Source organism: Desulfomicrobium apsheronum (assembly GCF_900114115.1).
Lineage (GTDB): Bacteria > Desulfobacterota > Desulfovibrionia > Desulfovibrionales > Desulfomicrobiaceae > Desulfomicrobium > Desulfomicrobium apsheronum.
On the sequence record NZ_FORX01000021.1, the window covers coordinates 1 to 19567 of the forward strand.

Sequence of the window (19567 nt, forward strand, 5' to 3'; positions counted from 1 at the left end):
CGCGAGCTGGCAAAGCAAAGAACGGAGTTGGTCGAACGAAGTTTCCAGCATGTGCTCGATCGTGGCGGAATGCGGCGAACACACCTTCGGGGACAGGAAAACGTCCACAAACGATACCTCTTGTGCGTGGCCGGGTTCAATCTCGGCCTGCTGATGCGCCAGTTGATAGGTTTCGGGACCCCGAAGGGGTATTTTTACCTCAATTCAGCGCAAATTGTTATTATTGTTTGGGGACGGATGGTCGTTTCGATGATTTTGGTTGAGATGAAGAGCGAGACTGGCGAAGAATTCGTCGGAACTCAGATTACCGTCGAGCTGTGTTGATCATGAATAAATCAACGGGCTGCTAAAGCCAGCATTGACCCGTTCGAATTGTATGATGTCGAAGTCCATCCATACGGGCCATAGAACGTACGCACGCCCCTTACGCTTTTCTCATCCCAAATCATTATCGTGCCATCCCAACAGGACGAAGCCAGCGATGTCGTGCCCGGACTGAAAGATACTGATGTGACGAAATCGGCATTTCCGCCGAGCACTCGCATGCCTCCTTTAACTACCACGTTCCAAACTTTTATCGTGCCATCCCACAAATTGCCGGAAACCAGCGTCTCCCCATCCGGACTGAAAGCAACTAGGCGGATAATCGTATCGGTATTATCGTAGAGCGTGCGCAGTGCCTCGCCACTTTTCACATCCCAAATTTTAATCGTGTTATCCGAGCCACTTGAAGCCACCGTCGATCCGTCCGGGCTAAAGAAGATCGATATAACTTTGTGGTCACGAGCCTTGAAAGTGCGCAAGATCTCACCGCTTTTCACTTCCCAGACCGCGATCATTTCACTTCCGTCACTCGAAGCCAGCAACGCACCATCTGAACTAAAGGAGAGTGAATTGACAGCAGAAGTATGACTACTAGGTAAGCATAAGACGTCGCCAGTTTTTACATTTCGAATCGTAATTGTACCATCAAAACCGCCCGAAGCCAGCATTGAAGCGTCCGGGCTGAAAGATGCCGAAGCGATTTCGTTACCATTGCCATGAAATACTTGCATGACCTCGCCGCTTTTCACATCCCAAATCTTCAATGTGTCATCCATGTTGCAAGACGCCAACGTCGTTCCGTCCAGACTGAAGGAAACCGAAATCATGCATGAGCCGTGGCCGCCGAAAGTGCGCAAGGCTTCGCCACTCTCCGCATCCCAAACCCTTATCGTTTCATTGCAACTGGCAGTAGCTAGCATTGATCCATCCGAACTCAAGGAAACCGCAATGATACCTTCACCATTGTTATCGAGCGTGTGCGATGCACTACCTCTCTTCATATCCCAGACTTTTACAGAGCCATCATGGCTGCCCGAAGCCATTTTCTTCCCATCCTGACTGAAAGATACAGAAGCGACGGTATTACCATGGCCACTGAGTTTGTGCATAGCCTCTCCGCTTTTTACATCCCAAAATTTTATCCTACGGTCTTTGCTGGCCGAAACCACCGTCGTACCATCCGGGCTGAAGGCCACACAAGCAACATTATGGTCATGACCACTGAACTTGTACAATATTTCGCCGCTTTTCACGTTCCAAATTGTTGTCGTCTTCCACCCAGCTGAAGCCAGCGTTGTCCCATTCGGACAAAAGGAGACCGAGTAGACATTATCATTAGGCACTCCATTATAACCACTGAGCGTGTGCACCTTCTCGCCACTGTTCACATCCCAAATCGTTATTGTTTGATCCTCGCTGCCTGAGGCCAACGTCGATCCGTCCGGACTGAAAGATACAGAGTAGATATATTTATTACTATTGAGAGTGCGCACAACTTTTGGATTTTTTACATCCCAAAGCTTTATTGTGTTATCCTTACTACCGGATGCCAGCATCAAACTATCCGACCTGAAAGATATTGAAGTAACACTAAAAGTATGACCCTCGAGCGTATGAATCGCCTTAGCACTGTTCAAGTCCCAAAGTATTACCGTATTATCTTCGCTTCCAGAGGCCAATATTTCCCCGTCCGGACTGAATGCTACAGAAGTGACAGTATCAGAGTGGCCACAAAGCTTTCTTATAATTTCACCACTCTTTACATCCCAAACATTTATATTGTTATCATCGCTGCCAGAAACAAGTATCGAGCTATCTTTATTGAAAGCTACTGAAGTGACTCGACCATTATGTCCTTTTAAAGTGCGCAATAGATCGCCGTTATGATTATTCCAAATTTTTATTGTATTATCATCACTTCCAGACGCTAACATGAGGCCGTCATGGCTAAATGTTATTGAATTAACACCCGAGCTATGACCAATTTGTAAAAAAATTTCTGATTGATTAAACATGCTTTTATACACAATTATAATAAATATTACAGCAAAAGATATAATTAACGTAATTCTAGTCATACATTTACCCCTTAAATACATTAAAATAATTTTTTAAAAAAAATTTAAAAACACATAAAAGTTCTAAATATGTAAATTATATAAAAAATATAATAATAGTTTTTAAAATCAAAATATTGCTGATATTTTGAATTGAACAATGAAATCAAAATGAGTGCATAGATAAATGAAAAAAATAAACATTAGAAACATTATTGAAAAAGTGACATTTCCTACAGCACCTCCTGCTAGACAATATCCTTGAACGGAAAAATTATTAGAGTTTTCATCATGAGAAGTTCTCTTGGATCTGGGTGATGTCGCTCTCCGAAAAATCTTCGGCCGTAACGTCTCGCTGCAGCGCGACATCGATGAAGCACTGTGCTGAAGAGAAGAGTTCCATGTCTTTATTGAACATGTGGAAGACGGTCGAGGGCAGTACGATGGAGTAGTCGCCAGGTCCTGGCGCTTTTCGAGCCAGTCCTTCACGTGCAGCAGGATCTTGCCCACATCGAACTCGAGAACGGTCTTCAAGAGTCCATCCACTGCGTAGTCCTGAGGCTCCTGGTCCAGTTGGCCTCCGTTCAGGCTGCTGATTGGCCCATGGCCGAAGAGTCTGGGAACGCGCACTCCGACGCCGGCTGAAGCCGGACCCAGCATGGCCGCGCGGAAGCAACGCTTGGTGACCCGCAGGCGTTTGCCGTCGTATCCTATGTTGGATTGTGAACTGAGTTCTCGGACAGGAAGGCTGACAGGCAGAAACATGGCTTATTGTTCCTCTCTGATCTTCACGCCCACAGCCGCAAGTTCAGCCCTAAGCTCCGGCAGAGCCTCTCGGGCCTTGTCGTAGAGAGCCTGCTGGGCCGCTTTTTCCTCGGCTTGCCGGGCCTTGAACTCGTCGTAGGCGATCTTGCTTTCCTTGAATGCGGCTTCGTATTCGGCCTGGGTCATGCAGGGGGCGAAGTTGATTTTGGGGATGCCTTTGAGGTATTTTTGGGCGTGAAATTCGGCCGCTGCGCCAGCTTCAGATTTTTTTTTATCTTTCAGATATTCCCCATCAGTCTCCATCCGGGCCATCAATGCCACATAGAAAAAAGCCTTTTTGCAGCCCCGCTCCGTCACGACATGGGTTCCGAAATCAGTATTCTCTCCGTCCTCCATGATGAGTGATAGCCAGGCGGCTGCATTAGAGTAACCAAACCGCGCAGCCCGGTCCCAATAGTACAGGACCATGCGACTAGCTTCCTCCATAGTTCGGTTAGCCCGCACCTTTGCGTAGGTCCGACCGACGAAAGCATTGGCCCAGGCATCCCCCAATTCCGCGGCGCGCACCGTCCAGTACCACTTTTCTCGTTCCCCTTTTGCGATATAGTCCGGCATGGGGTGATTCAGTTCCTGGCCTGGAGGTGGGGTGAAGTCGTCCCCCCTGGGAACATGGCCGCTGGCGAAGAGCATGGATTTGCGATTGCCGGCCAGGGCGCTTTTGCGGAAATGCTTCGGGGCGTTCAGGTATACGGGATCATGGCTCAGAGGCGGCAAACCGGAGAGCCAGTGCAGGTAGAACACGCCCAGGAGCCAGTGGCCTTCGGCATCACCCAGGTGCCGGATCAGCCACGGCTCGATGGGGGTGACGTCAATGCCTTCGGAGAACTCCGGGTCCACGTGCGGCAGGACAGAGGCCATGGCCAGAGCGTGGATGTCGCCTTGGAGGCCATTGGTAAGGAGTCCGGTGAACAGATATTGTTTTTCCGAAGCGTCCATGAATTTTCCGCCAGGACGGAATAGCGACATTTTGTAGGCCGCACGTACGATGCCGACTTCTGAGGACAGTTCCTCGTCTGTTGGACCGGAAGCTTCTTCATAAAAGAATTTTGCCTCCTCAGCCGCCGTGGGCATGGCAACGGCGGGAAGCATGGCCAGCCAAAACAGTGTGGAAAATATGCATAATACGTATTTCATTTTCATCCCACCTTGCTCGTATTACAAAGCGATGCCGACGATATCTTTCTCGGAAAAGTCCGGTTCGTTAAGGTCCCTCTGCAGGGTGACCGTCATGGGGGAAGCCTTTTGACTTGGCAAAAAGGTCCATGTCCGCGCTGCACATGTGAAACACTGCGGCTGATGGCTCGATGGAATAGTGAAGTTTGCGATGGTCGTAAGGGTTGACCACGGGGGTGCCCAGTATGTCTTTGGCTTGCAGCAGGATCTTGCTCACATCGAATTCCAGCACGCTTTCCAGCATGCCGTCTTTTTCCTGCTCTATGGGCGCCTGCGCGAGTTGGCCTCCGTCCAGGCTGCTGATTGGTCCATGACCGAAGAGCCTGGGAACGCGCACTCCGACGCCGGCTGAAGCCGGACCCAGCATGGCCGCGCGGAAGCAACGCGTGGTGACCCGCAGGCGTTTGCCATCGAACCCTATGTTGGATTGTGAACTGAGTTCTCGGACAGGAAGGCTGACAGGCAGAAACATGGCTTATTGCCCCTCCCCGATTTTCACGCCCACAGCCGCAAGTTCCGCCCTAAGCTCAGGCAGGGCTTCTCGAGCCTTGTCGTAGAGGGCCTGCTGGGCCGCTTTTTCCTCGGCTTGCCGGGCTTTGAACTCGTCGTAGGCGATCTTGCTTTCTTTGAGGGCGGCTTCGTATTGGGACTGGGTCATGCAGGGGGCGAAGTTGATTTTGGGGATGCCTTTGAGGAATTTTTTGGCATGAAATTCGGCAGCTGCGCCAGCTTTAGATTTTTTTTTATCCTTCAGATATCCGCCGTCAGTCTCCATACGAGCCAGCAGCGCCGAATAGAAAAATGCTTTTTTGCAGTCTTGCTTGGTCACGATCTTTGTCCCGGAATCAGTATTCTCCCCATCGTCCAGAATGAGCGTTAACCACGCGGCTGTATCAGAGAAACCAAACCGAGCCGCCCGGTCCCAATAGTACAGGACCATGCGGCTGGTCTCCTCCACTGGCCAACCGGGCTGAACATGCGCATACTTGTTGCCGACGAAATAATTTGCCCAGGCATCCCCCAATTCCGCAGCCCGCACCTTCCAGTACCAGTTCTCCCGGTCGCCTTTAGCGATAAAGTCTGCCATGGGGTGCTCCAGTTCCTGCCCCGGGGGAGGGGTGAAATCGTCTCCCTTGGGTGCGTAATCGCTGGTGAAGAGCATGGACTTGCGGTTCCCGGCCAGGGCGCTTTTGCGGAAATGATCCGGGGCGTTCATGTACACGGGGGCGTGACTCAGGGGCGGCGAGCCGGAGAGCCAGTGCAGGTAGAATACTCCCAGGAGCCAGTGGCCTTCGGCCTCGCCCAGATGACGGATGAGCCACGGCCCGATGGGCGAGACGTCATGGCCTGCGGAAAATTCCGGGTCCACGTGCGGCAGGACAGAGGCCATGGCCAGGGCGTGGATGTCCCCCTGGAGGCCCTTATTGAGGAGTTCATTGAACACGTATTGTTTTTCCGAGGCGTCCATGGACTTCCCGCCAAGACGGAAGAGCGACGTTGTGTAAGCCGCGCGCACAACTATGACTTCCGAAGACAGTTCCTTGTCCGTGGGCCCCGAGACAATGACGTCATAGAAATACTTGGCCTCCTCGGCTGGCGTGGCAAAGGCTACAGCCGGGAGGAGGGCCAGGCTTAATAGCACGGAAACAAGGCATAAATGATGTTTCATAATTTTGTCCCGCATGGTTGAGATCAAGAGGGTATCAGGCCAGAAGGCTCGCTTTCGTGATGCTGACGATATCCTGCTCGGAGAAGTCCGGCTCAAGGATGTCTCGTTTCGAAATGACCTGCCAGGTTCCATTGTATTCCGTGAAAAGTTCCATGTCCGCGCTGTGCATGTGCAACACCGCAGTTGAGAGTTTCAGGAGATATCGATACCTGCCCCAGTCGACTTCCGCTTTTCTGCCTGTGGGGAGGTGTATGGCGTCTTTGGCCTGCAGGAGGATCTTGATTATGTCGAATTCGAGAACGCATTCCAGCATGCCGTCCCGTTCCTGCTCTTCAGGCTCCCGCGCGAGTTGTCCGCCGTCCAGGCTAAACGTCCCATTCCTGCTCACCCCAACCCCAGCCGAAGCCGGACCGAGCATGGCCAGGCGGATGCAACGCGTGGTGACGCGCAGGCGCTTGCCTACGACGTCGACGCTGATCTGCGGGCTGAACAGTTCGGTCACTTTTTCGTGCATGTTCTTGAAGAAGTCGAACCAGTCCTCCTCGGCAAAGGGCGATTTGAGCTTGTGGATGGGGTACGCATCCAGTTTGGCGCCCGTGGCCCAGTAATTGTTCGTGGCGGCCGATTCCAGAACCCCGTCCTGAAGCACCGCCGCCGCGACGGAGAGAGCGACGACGAGGATGAAGCCTCCCCAGCCCAGGTAGGGCAAGGCAAACAGGGAAGCTGCGGATGCGGCGGTAAAAAGGGCCGCGTCGTAGTCACGGTCCTTGTACAACTTACAGAAGTCGATGAAGGTCACGATTTGGGCGATACCTATTGTTGTCACCTGGCAGGCGGAAGACGTGAACAGCCTGACCAGCAAGGTGCTGGTGGAGCGCGCTAACCTGCGGGCCAAGGCCCACTGTATGAGCGCCAGGCTGTCCGTGAATGCGGAAAGGAGATCACGCACAAAGGGCACGGGGGCCCTGCGAGCAGAGCGCAGTTCCGCGGGCAGGCGGTGAACGGCCATGATCAGGTTGACGGCGCTGAAGACGCCGTCCAGGGCATTGACGGCTCGACCCAGACGGGTGGTAAAACGGTGGCGGATTTCGGCGCGCTGGAGCGCTGTCTCTGCATTGTACCATCCGATACGGGCCTCACCAACTTCAACATCCGCAACCCCATATTGCGCGAAACTCTGCAGCCAACTCAATCTCCTCTTCTCCACCTCGGCCTGCAGGGCCTGTTCCAGCTTTTTCGCGGCCTCCTCGGCTTCTATGCCTTGCGCCAGACGTTCGCGCAGATCGTCCAGCCGTGTCTGCAGGTCCACAACCTCCCCTACGTGGGCGACGCGCAGGTCCGTAACGCTCATGGACACGCCCATAGCGCCGCAGTTGATTTGATATTTCTGAATAAAGAGGATGCGTTCGCCGTCGAATTCGATCCTGGCAGCATTATGCTCAGAAACAATATCCACCATCGACTTGCCAGTCCCCAAGGGATCGTGCCGGATTTCCACATCCTGTACGGTGACCCACTCCATGTTCTTCTGTGCCTTGGCCAGATCGGCCTCGGCCGCAAGAACTGCGTCTTCCAAGCCGTACGTGCTCCCGGCCCTGCGTGCGGCATGGTGTTTCTCAATGGTCCTGTTCAGATTGTCCTGGGCCTCGGCCAGGGCACGCTCGCTTTTCGCAAGCTGCTCACTGCTTTGCGCCAGCCTGCGCTGAGCGTCCCGCTTGAGCTGTTGCGCTGTATCAAATTTCGCCTTTGCCGCCTCGAATTTTTCCAGCTCCTCCTTCTGGAAGGCTTCCATGGGCACGGCAAGCGCCTCGGTGCCGGTGCTCAGGATGCCTAGGGCCCGCTCCGCGTCGGAGTCCTCCCTGACTTCCTCAAGGCCTGGTACGGGAGCGTACTCGCTTTTGTTCATCCATGTCTCGGCCAGAAAGAACCCCCGACCCAGAGTGTTGGTCGGCGCGGCCGCAGGCAGGCCGAGGCGTTTGTTGAAGGCGGAGATGAGCGGCAGAACGCTCTGGAGCGTCTCCTTTTTCTTGGCCCGCTCCGTTAGGTAATGCGTCAGGCTGGTTAGGATAAGTCCGTATTCGCTGCCGGGCACGCCCCCTTCGCTCACCGTCCGCTGGAACAAGTCCGCAAATGGCGCGCCCTGGGCAAGCATGGTATCCAGGGCGGGAAAAATCTGCGGCCTGGATGCGATATTGTGAAAAGCCCCGGCCAGGATGGCCAGGCGGGCCACGGTCAGGGGATCGGCCGGGATTTCGTCGCTGTCGAAGGCTGTGGCCGGGTCGATGGGTGATGGCGAATTCTGATCGTCGCTCAGGAAGAAATTTTCGAGCTGGAACTGGAAGGAGTAGACGGGTCTCGTGTCCTGCATGAGGGCCTGCCACGTGCCGGTGATGAGTTTCAGACGGTCTTCCAGGGCGTTGAGCGCTTTCGTGTGTTTCTCTTTGAACGCGTTGTATGGAGCGAGACTCGAGCTGTTCTTTCTCCCTTCCGACTCCTCATACAGCCTGGTCAGTTCCCCCGAAACGATCATGGGTTCGTGCCAGCGAGCGTACAGGGATAAATCCTCCAACCCCGCGCTATACGCCGTAACCATGTCGTAGATCATGCCAACGGGGTCGACCAGGCAGGCCACGTGGGTGTCGTGGTGTGTCGTGGGCTGGTCGGCATCATCGGAGGACGTGGCCAAGGACTTCTGATAGAAGGGCGTGGCCGAGGCGTCCCAGCGTTGTCGCGCCGAGAGTCTGTCGCACAGATCACGCGGCGACCATTCCTTGTCTTTCTCAGGCTGGGGCCGCTCGAAGAGTTTCACTCCCAAATTCTCCTGGCGCAGCCGCAGCAGGCCGCCGGGGTTTTTGGCGTATTCCTCCACGTGCAGGGGCAGGTCGTCGGCGTGAAAGCAGGTTGAGGATGCTTCATAGGAGTACTGGCGCAGTCCGGGGTTCACCGCCTTGCCAAGGGTCACGAGCTGCATCTGCCCGAACGGGTCGGCCGCGAGATTTTTGCGCATTTCCTTCCAGATTTCGCGGGTGCGGTCGTTGGGCCATTCCTCCTCGGATTCGGGGATGCGGATGAAGAGCATGTAGAACTGCTTTACCTTCCCCGGTACGATGATGGCGTCGTCGGTGCATCCCAGAACGTCCGCATACGTGTTGCCGACAGCGCTCAACCGGCCGTTTTTCACCCTGTAGACCGCGATCTTGTCTTCGGAGAGCTGCGTGCTCCACGTGGCGAAAATGTACCCGCTGTCCAGGGTGCGCAAGGTGTAGCGGTGGTTGACGGCAGGCAGCCTCGCGCCCGGCTTGAAGGCCTTCGAAACGTTGTCCGGGATGGTGCAGTCCGTGTGCGTGCACAGCGCGAAGCGTACGGGGATGACGCGTCTGAACCTGCATTTGAGTATCAGGTCGGGCTTTTCTCTCATGGGGGCGGGTTTTGCGGGAGATTGCGACATCAGATGTTCCTCGTGTGTGCGGGAGTTGCCTGGCAGTGCAGGAGTGCGTCCATGTCCGTGGTTCGGCGCTCCGTCTTGAGCCGCCGCGCCTCGAAAAGGTCCTGCTGGTCTGTGATTCCATATTTCGCTTCCAGTGCGCGCAGTTCGGCCTGTGCGGCCTCGCGCTCCTCCTGGCTCACGGCGGCGTGGGATTGCCTTGGGAAGATGCGGACGTCGCATCCGTGCTTGTTCGTCGAGATAGTATCCACGGTCTGGCGGACGCCACCGCGCAGAGTCGCAATGTGCCAGTCGAGCAGCCTGGTTTCCCGAACTTCATGCAAGGCCTCCATGAAGGCGAAGGGTAAGGTTTCGTTCCATCGGACATTTCGTTCCGGGATATCGCAGACGGTCCACGCGTCCATGCAATCCGCGACATGGCCGTGCATGAGTACAGAAGAAAAACCCTGTACCACGAACGGGAAGATCGATCCTTCTGAAAGCATCATGCAGTCGCACAGGACCTGTGGATCGTGCCACCTGCACAGCACGTGACTGTCAACTTCGTTCTTCAGGAACAGTCTGCCCGCAAACAGTTTTGCCGCGGACTCGGTGTCATGATTGCTTGCGAGAAAGAGGCCGAGGCGGGAAAAGCGATCCTCCGAAAGGAACCAGGAGACAATCGGGCTGGACGACGTCACCCGGACCAGCATGGGGCTGACCGGAAGCGCTTCACGCAGGGCGGGGATGAAGGCAAAAAGAGGCGCATAATCAGGAGCCTCTTCCAGTTCGTGCAGGGCCTGCTGGGCATTGTCTTGTGAGGCCCCTTCAAGGATCAGGAAGGGCTGGAGACCGCGTTCCGCTTGAATCCTGAACCAGTCTGTAGGTACAGTGCTCATGCGTCTTCTCCTTCAACGAAGGGTTCACGGTGGTCGGCAGCATTGCGCAGGCATTGCATGCACGGCGCAGGCGGGACGGCCGGTACTTCAGAGATCAGCGGCAGAAGCGGCCTCGCCCCCGTCCCCGAACCCGGTCCGCCTCCGGCGTTCATCTTCACGTTCTTGCCGACGATGGTGACCCCGGAGGCGTTGAGTTTGACGAAGTTGCCGCCGACCTTGAGGGTCAGTTCGCTTCCGGCCTCCAGCACGGTCTTGACGCCTGATCTGGCGTGGACCTCGCCTCCTGTGCGCAGCAGCCATTTTTGGCCGATGCTGCCGTGGCTGCTGCCCCTGACCGTCAGGTGGTCGTCCGAGAGCAGTTCGACTTTACGGTCTTTTTCCACTGTCTGCTGGTCCTCGCCTTTCACCAGCGAGTAGGAAAAATTGTCGATGGTGCGGTGCTGGTCGCGCAGGATGTGTTCCTTCCAGTCATTCTTGACGTGGACGTTCACGTCCTTTTCGGCGTGGGCGTAGATTTCTTCCTGGCCCTTTTTGTCTTCGACCCGCAGCTCGTTGAAGCCTCCGCCGCCCGGCGAGGACAGGGATTTAAGAACCGTGCGCGTCTTGTTTTCGGGCAGCTGGTAGGGGACCGGGTTGGCGGCGTTGTAGACCCGGCCGGTAATAATGGGCCGGTCCGGATTGCCCTCAAGGAAAGAGACGATGACCTCCTGCCCGATTCTGGGGATGGCCATGGTGCCGTACTGTCCGCCTGCCCAGCCCTGGGAGACGCGAATCCAGCAGGTCGTTTTTTCGTTGTGGGCACCCTTCCTGTCCCAGTGGAACTGGACCTTCACGCGGCCGTATTTGTCCGGGAAGATTTCCTCGCCCTCCGGGCCGGTCACGATGGCCGTCTGTCTGCCCAAGATGCGCCTCTTGCGATGCTCCGACATGGGCACGAAGCGCGTCGTGTTCAAGATCGCCTGAACATGGGCCGCGTATGTCATGCCCCGGTCGGGAGCCTCGTGCTCCAGCACCTGCGGTTGCTCGCCCCGGTGTTCGACGCGCACGATCCACCAGTTTGCATTCATGTCCCGGCGATCATGACCGTGGAGTTCAAAGGTGAACCCGGGGATCATCCGCGACACGTCGGTTTTGGCGTCGATGCGGCGGCTTTGGCCCATGTGCCTGAGCATCTCGATGTCGGCGTAGCGTTTGCCTTCCTTTTGCTGCCGGTAGAGATGCGGATAACGGTACTGCTCAAGCATCATGCCCACCGGAACCGGTGCCTTGCGGGCGTCCGTCTCGGACTGGGCGGCCGTAAGGTCGAGGCGCGTCTTCTGGAAGTTCCATTCCCTGAAGGTGGCGGAGTCGGTGCCGATGGCCTGGCTGAGCTCGATCGATTTTACGGTGGCGGCGTCCGTTACCGTGCCTGCGCCGGGATGGAAGCGCAGCGTGCTCTCGCCCGCTATCAAGGGGCCGCCCTCTCGGTCCGAAAAGTAGAGCACATGCCGGTCCTTGGAATGCTCGAAATAGAAGTAGATGCCTTCCTCCTCGCACAGCCGGGAGATGAAGTGCAGCGCGGTTTCGCCGTATTGCACGCAGTATTCGCGGGGTGCGTAGTCAAAGAAGCACTTGAAGGCGTACGAATCCCCGGTGAAGTTCTGTTCTTTGAGGACCTGCTCGATGATTTGCGGCACGCTCATGTTTTGGAAGATGCGGTGGTCCGTGGTCAGTCCCAGGAACCAAAGGCGGGGGACAAGCAGGCAGCGGTAATGGGTGTGATACTTGGTTGAATGCAGCTGTGACAGGTCGCGGATGATGCCATGCACATGACGGACTCCGCCGCTTTTGTCGGCGATGCCGAGACAGGCTGGCTTGCGCAGAAGCTCCGCGAAATCGACGCGCGTTGAATCGTGAACGAGCTCGATTTCATACTCGTAGGGTTTGTGGACTTCCTCGGTGCCGGAAAAGGCGTAGACCCGAAAGTCCGTTTCGTCCGGGCTTTCGAACGTGAACCACTGTGTGTCGGCTGGCGGATGCGGCATGGAATCTCCCTGTCCGCAGTTTGGCTGGCGGACGTTTTCTATCCATGATGCCAGCTAGTTCCAGCTCGCGCATTGGGGAGGATGTGTAATTTCAGGAGAATTGTCTGGGGATCGGGAGGGGGTATGCGATGGGTTTGCGAAGACTCGGATGAGAAATGAAACCTGGGACCGCAGGGGGCGAAAAAAAACCGCTGGCTCGCGCCCGCGGTTTTTTCATGCGTCTTAAAAATGCCGACGGGGTTACTGGAAGAGCGCGCCCTGGCTGGCGAAGAAAACCTGCGAGGTTCCGGCCGCGCCCAGCGTGTTTTTTTCCGCCGTCAGCTCCATGCGGTAACCGAAAGAGATGTACAGCGGGCCGGATGAGCCCAGTGATTCGGGAGTGAGGTGGAACTCGAAGGGCACGCCCTTTTCGTGGTCCAGGCTGGTGGGCAGATAGAGGCGCAGGTCCTTGGCCAGGACGCGGCTCTGGTCGTCGCTGAGGTAGATCTGCATCCACAGGTCCTGGATCCAGGTCGCCCATTCGGGGATGGCGCCGGCCACGGGAATGGCCGTGCCGGATACGATCAGCCTGTTGTCCTCCAGGCGGCTCGTGTAGTTGAATTCCCAGTAGCGCATGACAAGAGTCTCCTGCTGACCGAGGGTCCAGGGGTTCTTGTCCAGATGCACGACGCTCAGATGCGCGCACCCTGTAAGCAGTAAAACCGCAATCACAAGCGACAATATCAGACGTGGACGCATGCTCGTCTCCTTGCATTTCATCGTGATCATCACAATTTGGGACTGCCCTGCACTATCATCTCGGCCAGGGTCAGATCAACCCGGGGCAGGGCGCGGATTTGCCGGGGGCCGACGAACTGCACTTCGAGCTCCATGAGTCTGGTATACAGTGCCGTGCGGTCCAGGACAGGAAAGGAGTCCGTCCCGGCGCACAGCTCCTGGCTGCGGAAACAGCCGGGAAAATCGATGGCGCGGCCATCGGGGTAGCGAAGCCTGTTGGGCACGCCGTGCAGCCTGCAAATCATCAGCCGGTGGGCGTAGACGCCGCAGCGCCCGTCGTCGTTCAGCGGACACATGATCGACGGGCGTTCGCCCCGGGACAGGGCGTCCGTGGCCTCGCGCACATAGGCGCGCGCCCGCTCCTCGTAAGCGGCCCGGCGGTCGGCAGGCAGCTCCCGAAGGCCGTGCAGCAGATAGGCCCACTCGATTCGGGTGTGGTGCTGAAAGAAACTGGTGCAGCAGTTCTGCGGGCAACCGTCGCAGCTCAGGCCCAGGGTCTGTGCGTGGGCGGAGTAGCTGGTCTGCATGTCCGTATAGAGGGCGGCCAGTTTCCGAAAAGCCTGGGCGGGAAGTATTTTCTTGATCATGGCTCATCCTGTGTGGTTCGGGATAGTCCAAGGGTGATGGCGGAGCAGGTCTGATCGGGGGTCGCTCCGTCGGTGTTCACCGTCAGCTGGGCGAAGCGTGCATACAGGGGGGCGCGCTCGTCGTAAAGATCTTTGAGGGTCTGGCCGGGCCCGATGGCCAGTCCTCTTGAGCTCGGATTGGTCAGCCTGCGGGATATGCTCTCGAAGGACGTCTGTACATAGACGATGTGTCCCTGGCCCTGCAGGTGCGCCATGGCCTCCTCGGAATAGACCACGCTGCCGCCAGTGGCGATGACGCATTGCTTCAAGTGAATGCGCTGAATCTGCTCCGCTTCGGCCTGCACGAAGGCCTCAAGGCCAAGGTGATCCCTAATCTGCTGCAGGGGCGCGCCCCACCAGGCTTCCATGAGCAGGTCCGTGTCCACAAAGGCCCAATCGAGCCGTCTGGCCAGACGCCTGCCGAGGGTGGACTTGCCTGTGGCGGCCATGCCGATGAGGATGATGTTCTGGTGATTCATGCTTTCGATCCGCTCAAAAAAATGAAGCCCAAGCATGACGCCCGGGCTTGTTGGAACACGGGAGGCGCCGAGGCCGTCAGCCTCCGAGATACGCTTTTTTCACGTCGGGGTTGTTCATCAGTTCCCGGGCGTTGCCGGAGGCGACGATGGCCCCGGTGTCGAGCACATAGCCCCGGTGCGCGAACTGCAGGGCGATGCGCGCGTTCTGCTCGATCAGCAGCAGGGTCATGCCTTGGGAATTGAGTTCTTTCAAGGCCCGGAACATGTCGTACATCAGAAGCGGCGCCAGTCCCATGGAGGGTTCGTCGAGCATGATGAAGTTGGCTCCGGTCATCAGCGACCGACCCACGGAGAGCATCTGCTGTTCGCCGCCGGACAGGGATTCGCTGCGCTGCTTGCGGCGCTCGAAGAGTCGGGGGAAGAGGTCGTAGACTCTCTTGAAATCCACCTGGATCTGGTCGTTGTCCTTGCGCGCGTAGGTGGCCAGTTGCAGGTTTTCCTCCACGGTCAGGTTGCCGAAGATGTGCCGCCCTTCGGGGGACAGGGCGATCTTGAGGTCCTGCACGACCTTGTGCGCTTCCGTGCCGATGATGCTCTTGCCCTCGTAGAGGATGTCGCCCTGGGTGATCTTCGGTCCTTCCGGCGGCGGGACGCGGGTGATGGTGTGCAGGGTGGTCGTTTTCCCCGCGCCGTTGGCTCCGATCAGGGTGACGATCTCACCCTTGGCCACGGTGAAGGAAATGCCGTGCAGGGCTTCGATGTTGCCGTACTTCACATAGAGATTTTTGACTTCGAGCAGCATTATATATTCTCGTCTCCAAGATAAGCTTTGATGACATCCGGATTGTTCTGGATCTGCTCCGGAGTTCCTTCCGCGATGGTCACGCCGAAATCGACGACCTTGATCCAGGAGCACAGCGACATGACCACGTCCATCTGATGTTCGATCATCCAGATGGCAATCTTGAACTCGTCGTGAATCCAGCCGATGAGCTTGATAAGATCGTTGACGTCGGACGAGTTGAGCCCGGCTGCGGGTTCGTCGAGCAGTAGCAGCGACGGGTTGATGGACAGGGCGCGCGCTATTTCGACGCGTCTTTGCAGGCCGTAGGGAAGGTTCTTGGGCTTCTCCTCGGCGAACTGCCTCAGATCGAGGGCTTCGAGGATCTCATAGCCCCGGTCGGCGATGCGCTTCTCGTTGCCCATGTAGCGACGGGTGCGCAGGAAGGCGTCCACGAGATTGTAACCGAGGTTGTAATGCTGGGAGATCTGGATGTTCTCAAGCACGGTCATGTCGTGCCAGAGGCGGATGTTCTGGAAGGTCCGCGCTATCCCCATGGCCGTGACCTGGTGCGGCTTGAGACCGGCCAGGGATTTGCCCTTGAGGACCAGGGACCCTTCCGTCGGCGAATAGAATCCGGACACCAGGTTGAAGACCGTGGTCTTGCCCGCGCCGTTGGGACCGATGAGGGCCATGAGCTCGTTGCCTTCGATGGCAATGGAGAAGTCCGACACCGCGCACAGGCCGCCGAAGGTTTTTGTCATGTTTTGAATCTGCAAAAGGGACATAGAAGCTCCGGATGATGAATACGATCGCTTTTCGCTGCTGTGAGCGCGTTACTTGAACGAGTAGAATTTCTTCAGTTTCGGGAAGATGTCGGACAGCTCCCGATTGCCCATGATGCCTTCGGGCCTGAACTGCATGAGCAGGATGAGGATGAGGGGAATGATGACCCATTTCCAGACCTGACTCAGCTCATAGCTATCGGGGAGCAGGTGCATGTAGTGCATGGCGGTGTTCATCCAGGGGATGATGAAGCGCAGCGATTCCAGGAGCAGGGTGAACAGGATCGCGGAGATGACCGAACCGCTGAGCGAGCCCATTCCTCCAAGATACACCATGACCAGGCATTCCGTGGATTTCAGGATCCCGAAGGAATTCGGGTTGATGTAGCCCAGAATGTGCGCGAAGAGTCCGCCCGCGATGCCGGCCAGGCCGCTTGAAAGCATGAAGGCCACCAGCTTCATCTTGTTGGTGTTGACGCTCATTATCTCTGCGGCCACCTCGTCCTGCTTGATGGCGATGATGCCCTTGCCGTAGGTCGAGGTCACGTAGCGGCGGATGATGAACACCGTGCCGAAGGTGAAGACGATGACCCAGAGCAGAATCCAGGGGATGTCGTAGCTGTCGCCCATGGCGAAGAGCACTTTCTTCATGCCCATGAAGCCTCTGGCGCCGCCGATCTTGTCTATGTTGATGATGGTGCTGATGATGATGAAGTTGGCCGCGATGGTGATGATCGCCAGATAATCGTCGCGGGTCTTGAACGAGGGAATGGCCACCAGCACGCCAGCCACCGCCGCAGCGGCTCCGCCGATCAGCAGGGTGAAGGGAAAGAGATAGACGGCCATTTCCGGCGGCAGCAGCGCCGCGCCGAAGACCTTGTCGTCGGTGAAGAGCATCACGTTGATGACGGAGGTCACGTAGGCGCCAACTGCCATGAATCCGGCGTGTCCGCAGGCGAACTCGCCCATGTAGCCGTTCACGATGTTGAAACTGCTGGACAGGATGATGTTCACGCCCATGAACATGATGACGGACTGAATGTACAGGTCGATGTATTCCTGATGGGACATGAACACTATCACACCGGTAATCGCCAGCAGGAGCGTGGGGACGGTTAGTTTTCGCATTGAATTCCTCGAGTACCAAATGAAAAAGAAGAGAACGCTCGATCCGATTCTGTATCCGTCTTCAGATCTTGGTCGTGCCTGCCACGCCGAACATGCCCGTGGGCTTGATGCACAGGATGGTCATCAGGATGGCGAAAGCGATCAGGTCCCTGTAGGTCGACGGGAAAACCGCGACGACGAGAATTTCCACGAAACCGAGGAGAAAGCCGCCCAGGAAAGCCCCGCGAATGTCGCCGATCCCTCCGACCACGGCGGCGATGAACGCTTTCCAGCCGATCATTGCGCCCATGTAAGGGTCCAGGATGGGGTAGGAGAGGGCGAAAAGCAGCCCCGCCAGTCCGGCGAAAGAGGAACCGAGAATGAACGTGAAGACGATGACCGTATCGATGGGGATGCCCATGAGCGGTACCGCGAATTTGTCGTAGGAGATGGCGCGCATGGCCATTCCGATCTTGGTCTTGGTGACGATGAAATGCAGAAAGATGAAGACCAGGATTGCTGAGAACACGACTCCGATTTTCAGGTTGGTCATGCTCAGATCGCCGACGGTGTAGACGACCTTGTCCACGAGTTCGGGAAAGCTCTTGCGGCTGGCTCCGAGCAGCGCGAGGTTGCCGTTTTCAAGAACCAGCCCGCACATGAGCGCGGTGATGACGACATACAGGCGGTGCGCGCCTTTGCGGCGCAGCGGCCGGTAGGCGATGCGCTCCAGCGATACGCCCACGAAGGCGGTGAGGATCATGGTCAAGGGAATGACCATGGCCAAAACCACCCAGCCCGGGAGTGAGACGGCCAGGCCCAGGATGGCCGTGGCGATGAAGAACGCGATGTACGCGCCAACCATGAAAATGTCGCCGTGCGCGAAATTGATCAGACGCAACACGCCGTACACCAGCGTATAGCCAAGCGCGATCAGGGAGTAGAAACTTCCCCACTGAAACGCGTTGAAGAGGTTCTGGATAATACTTGCGAGCACGAGTTTTCCCCTATGAGTCCAGTGTCCCGTTGACTTCTGTTGACAATGAAAGGCCCGGCCGGGCTTTGAAACAAAAAAAGTGCGCGGAGTTCAAACCCCGCGCACCTTGATCAATCTGTTACGGGCAAACGGACTTGGTGAACACGAATTCGCCCTGCTCGCTGATCTTGACGACCACCGCGCATTTGATGGGATCGCCTTCGGCGTCGAACTTCATGTTACCGGTGATGCCCGGGAACTCGGGGATGGCGGCCATGGCGTCGCGGATGGCCTTGCGGTCGGCGCGGGTCTTGCCGGTCAGGCCGCCGGTGTTCTGGACGGCCTTGAGCACCAGGTTGGTCGCATCCCAGGTCAGAGCGGCCACGTCGGCGGGCTCATAGCCGTACTTTTCCTTGTAGCGGTCGATGAAGACCTTGGTTTCGCCGGAGGCGCCGGCGGCCGCGTAGTGGGTCGAGAAGTACTGGCCCTTGCAGTTGTCGCCGCAAAGAGCCATCAGCTCGGAGTTACCCCAGGCGTCGGCACCCATGAAGGGATTCTTCCAGCCGAGGTCGTGGGCCTGTTTGATGATCAGCGCGACTTCGTTGTAGTTGTTGGGCAGGAAGATGAAGTCGGGCTTGGCGGCCAGGATGGTGGTCAGCTGGGCGCTGAAGTCCTGATCCTTGGAGGAGTAGGATTCAAAGCCAACAACGGCGCCGGCGCCGTTCTTGGCGTTGAAGTCGTCACGGAAAATTTCGGCCAGACCCTTGGAGTAGTCGTTGTCGAGAGCGTAGAGAACGGCGGCCTTCTTGGCACCGAACTGCTCCATGGCGAAGTCGACGGCCACGGGTCCCTGGAAGGGGTCAAGGAAGGCGGCGCGGAAAACCCAGGGGCGGTCCTTGGTGGTGTCGGGGTTGGTGGACCAGGGCGAGATCATCGGGGTCTGGTTGTCGTCACAGACCTGACCGGCCGGAACGGCCTGCTTGCTGGAGTTGGGGCCGACAATGGCCAGCACGCTGTCGCGCTCGATGAGCTTCAGGGCGGCGGAGACGGCGGATTCAGCCTTGGATTCGTTGTCTTCGTAGATGAATTCGAGCTGGTACTTCGTGCCACCGACTTCAAGGCCGCCTGCAGCGTTGATGTCTTCCTTGAGCATCTCGGCGGCAAACTTTGATTCTTCACCCACTTTGGGGATGTCGCCGGTCAGCGGGATGTTGAAACCGATTTTGAGGGTCTCGGCTCCAGCAGCCGCGGCAAAGAGCAGCACACATGCCAGGGCAAGTAAAACACGGGCGGATTTCTTCACAAACAACCTCCATGAAGTAAGTGTTACAAAGTGATGGTTTTTCTAATGGAAATAACCAAAAAAAGAAAGTTATTTTAGGTGCGTGCACGCTTTTCTACGAAATTGCGAGTCCCGCGAAAGAACTTCGTGATTCAGCACCTTTAGCCCTGAATTGATTGTGCAATCATTATGCCTGAACGGCACGAAGGCGAGATGCGGCCCCTGAGGGTGCGCCAATGTTTGACAATCCGGATGGATTGGTATTTTTGAAAAAGGGCAAATGGGTACTTCTCTGGGGGCGCAATGTCGAAATTGTTAAAACAAAGAGAAGTCCTGTGTGACATATTTACATATTTGTA

17 protein-coding genes and 1 pseudogene are annotated in these 19567 nt (G+C 56.7%); 2 read left to right on the top strand and 16 right to left on the bottom strand.

Annotation, left to right across the window (positions count from 1 at the left end; translation table 11 throughout):
- Positions 1-324: pseudogene (locus tag BMZ40_RS16140) on the top strand (hypothetical protein); the annotation flags it as partial.
- An 11-nt stretch (positions 325-335) separates the two neighbouring features.
- On the opposite strand, the gene BMZ40_RS16145 reads toward BMZ40_RS16140, so the two are convergent.
- Together BMZ40_RS16145 and BMZ40_RS20080 are read right to left on the bottom strand one after the other, a co-directional pair.
- Entirely contained in the window at positions 336-2402 is a 2067-nt protein-coding gene (locus BMZ40_RS16145) for a WD40 repeat domain-containing protein (protein ID WP_177193230.1), read from the bottom strand.
- 268 nt (positions 2403-2670) lie between these two features.
- Positions 2671-2799, bottom strand: coding sequence for a hypothetical protein (locus tag BMZ40_RS20080; protein ID WP_281243816.1), 129 nt, complete (start codon positions 2797-2799; stop codon positions 2671-2673).
- A gap of 71 nt (positions 2800-2870) precedes the next feature.
- Here BMZ40_RS20080 and BMZ40_RS19705 point away from each other — a divergent pair, with 71 nt between their 5' ends.
- Positions 2871-3026, top strand: a complete 156-nt coding sequence (locus BMZ40_RS19705) for a hypothetical protein (RefSeq protein WP_177193231.1) — start codon at positions 2871-2873, stop codon at positions 3024-3026.
- A 123-nt stretch (positions 3027-3149) separates the two neighbouring features.
- Here BMZ40_RS19705 and BMZ40_RS16150 read toward each other — a convergent pair whose 3' ends face one another.
- The 14 genes from BMZ40_RS16150 to BMZ40_RS16215 all read right to left on the bottom strand — a co-directional run bounded on the left by BMZ40_RS16150 (position 3150) and on the right by BMZ40_RS16215 (position 19229).
- The gene (locus tag BMZ40_RS16150; protein WP_143075671.1) at positions 3150-4340 is read right to left on the bottom strand and encodes a hypothetical protein; all 1191 of its coding nucleotides are present in this window, start codon (positions 4338-4340) and stop codon (positions 3150-3152) included.
- Between the two features lie 67 nt (positions 4341-4407).
- The gene (locus BMZ40_RS16155) at positions 4408-4851 is read right to left on the bottom strand and encodes a hypothetical protein (protein WP_092378250.1); all 444 of its coding nucleotides are present in this window, start codon (positions 4849-4851) and stop codon (positions 4408-4410) included.
- 3 nt (positions 4852-4854) lie between these two features.
- On the bottom strand, positions 4855-6048 hold the full coding sequence (locus BMZ40_RS16160; RefSeq protein ID WP_092378253.1) for a hypothetical protein: 1194 nt from the start codon (positions 6046-6048) through the stop codon (positions 4855-4857).
- Between the two features lie 34 nt (positions 6049-6082).
- Positions 6083-9496 (bottom strand): hypothetical protein, encoded by a 3414-nt coding sequence (locus tag BMZ40_RS16165; protein WP_092378256.1) that lies wholly within the window; start codon positions 9494-9496, stop codon positions 6083-6085.
- On the bottom strand, positions 9496-10371 hold the full coding sequence (locus tag BMZ40_RS16170) for a DUF4123 domain-containing protein (protein WP_092378259.1): 876 nt from the start codon (positions 10369-10371) through the stop codon (positions 9496-9498). Before BMZ40_RS16170 ends, BMZ40_RS16165 begins: the two co-directional genes overlap by 1 nt.
- Positions 10368-12395, bottom strand: a complete 2028-nt coding sequence (locus BMZ40_RS16175) for a type VI secretion system Vgr family protein (protein ID WP_092378263.1) — start codon at positions 12393-12395, stop codon at positions 10368-10370. Before BMZ40_RS16175 ends, BMZ40_RS16170 begins: the two co-directional genes overlap by 4 nt.
- 240 nt (positions 12396-12635) lie before the next feature.
- On the bottom strand, positions 12636-13133 hold the full coding sequence (locus tag BMZ40_RS16180) for a hypothetical protein (protein ID WP_092378266.1): 498 nt from the start codon (positions 13131-13133) through the stop codon (positions 12636-12638).
- Between the two features lie 29 nt (positions 13134-13162).
- Positions 13163-13759: a hypothetical protein gene (locus BMZ40_RS16185; protein ID WP_092378269.1), complete on the bottom strand. Its 597-nt coding sequence runs from the start codon at positions 13757-13759 to the stop codon at positions 13163-13165.
- Positions 13756-14277: a homoserine kinase gene (gene thrB / locus BMZ40_RS16190; protein WP_092378474.1), complete on the bottom strand. Its 522-nt coding sequence runs from the start codon at positions 14275-14277 to the stop codon at positions 13756-13758. The genes BMZ40_RS16185 and thrB overlap by 4 nt, the downstream gene beginning before the upstream one ends.
- Positions 14278-14353: 76 nt before the next feature.
- Complete coding sequence (locus tag BMZ40_RS16195; RefSeq protein WP_092378272.1) at positions 14354-15079, bottom strand: ABC transporter ATP-binding protein; 726 nt, start codon at positions 15077-15079, stop codon at positions 14354-14356.
- Positions 15079-15846 (bottom strand): ABC transporter ATP-binding protein, encoded by a 768-nt coding sequence (locus BMZ40_RS16200; RefSeq protein ID WP_092378275.1) that lies wholly within the window; start codon positions 15844-15846, stop codon positions 15079-15081. Before BMZ40_RS16200 ends, BMZ40_RS16195 begins: the two co-directional genes overlap by 1 nt.
- A gap of 48 nt (positions 15847-15894) precedes the next feature.
- Positions 15895-16971 (bottom strand): branched-chain amino acid ABC transporter permease, encoded by a 1077-nt coding sequence (locus BMZ40_RS16205; protein WP_092378278.1) that lies wholly within the window; start codon positions 16969-16971, stop codon positions 15895-15897.
- Between the two features lie 61 nt (positions 16972-17032).
- Entirely contained in the window at positions 17033-17947 is a 915-nt protein-coding gene (locus BMZ40_RS16210; RefSeq protein WP_092378281.1) for a branched-chain amino acid ABC transporter permease, read from the bottom strand.
- Between the two features lie 118 nt (positions 17948-18065).
- The gene (locus BMZ40_RS16215) at positions 18066-19229 is read right to left on the bottom strand and encodes an ABC transporter substrate-binding protein (protein ID WP_092378284.1); all 1164 of its coding nucleotides are present in this window, start codon (positions 19227-19229) and stop codon (positions 18066-18068) included.
- Positions 19230-19567 lie beyond the last annotated feature (338 nt).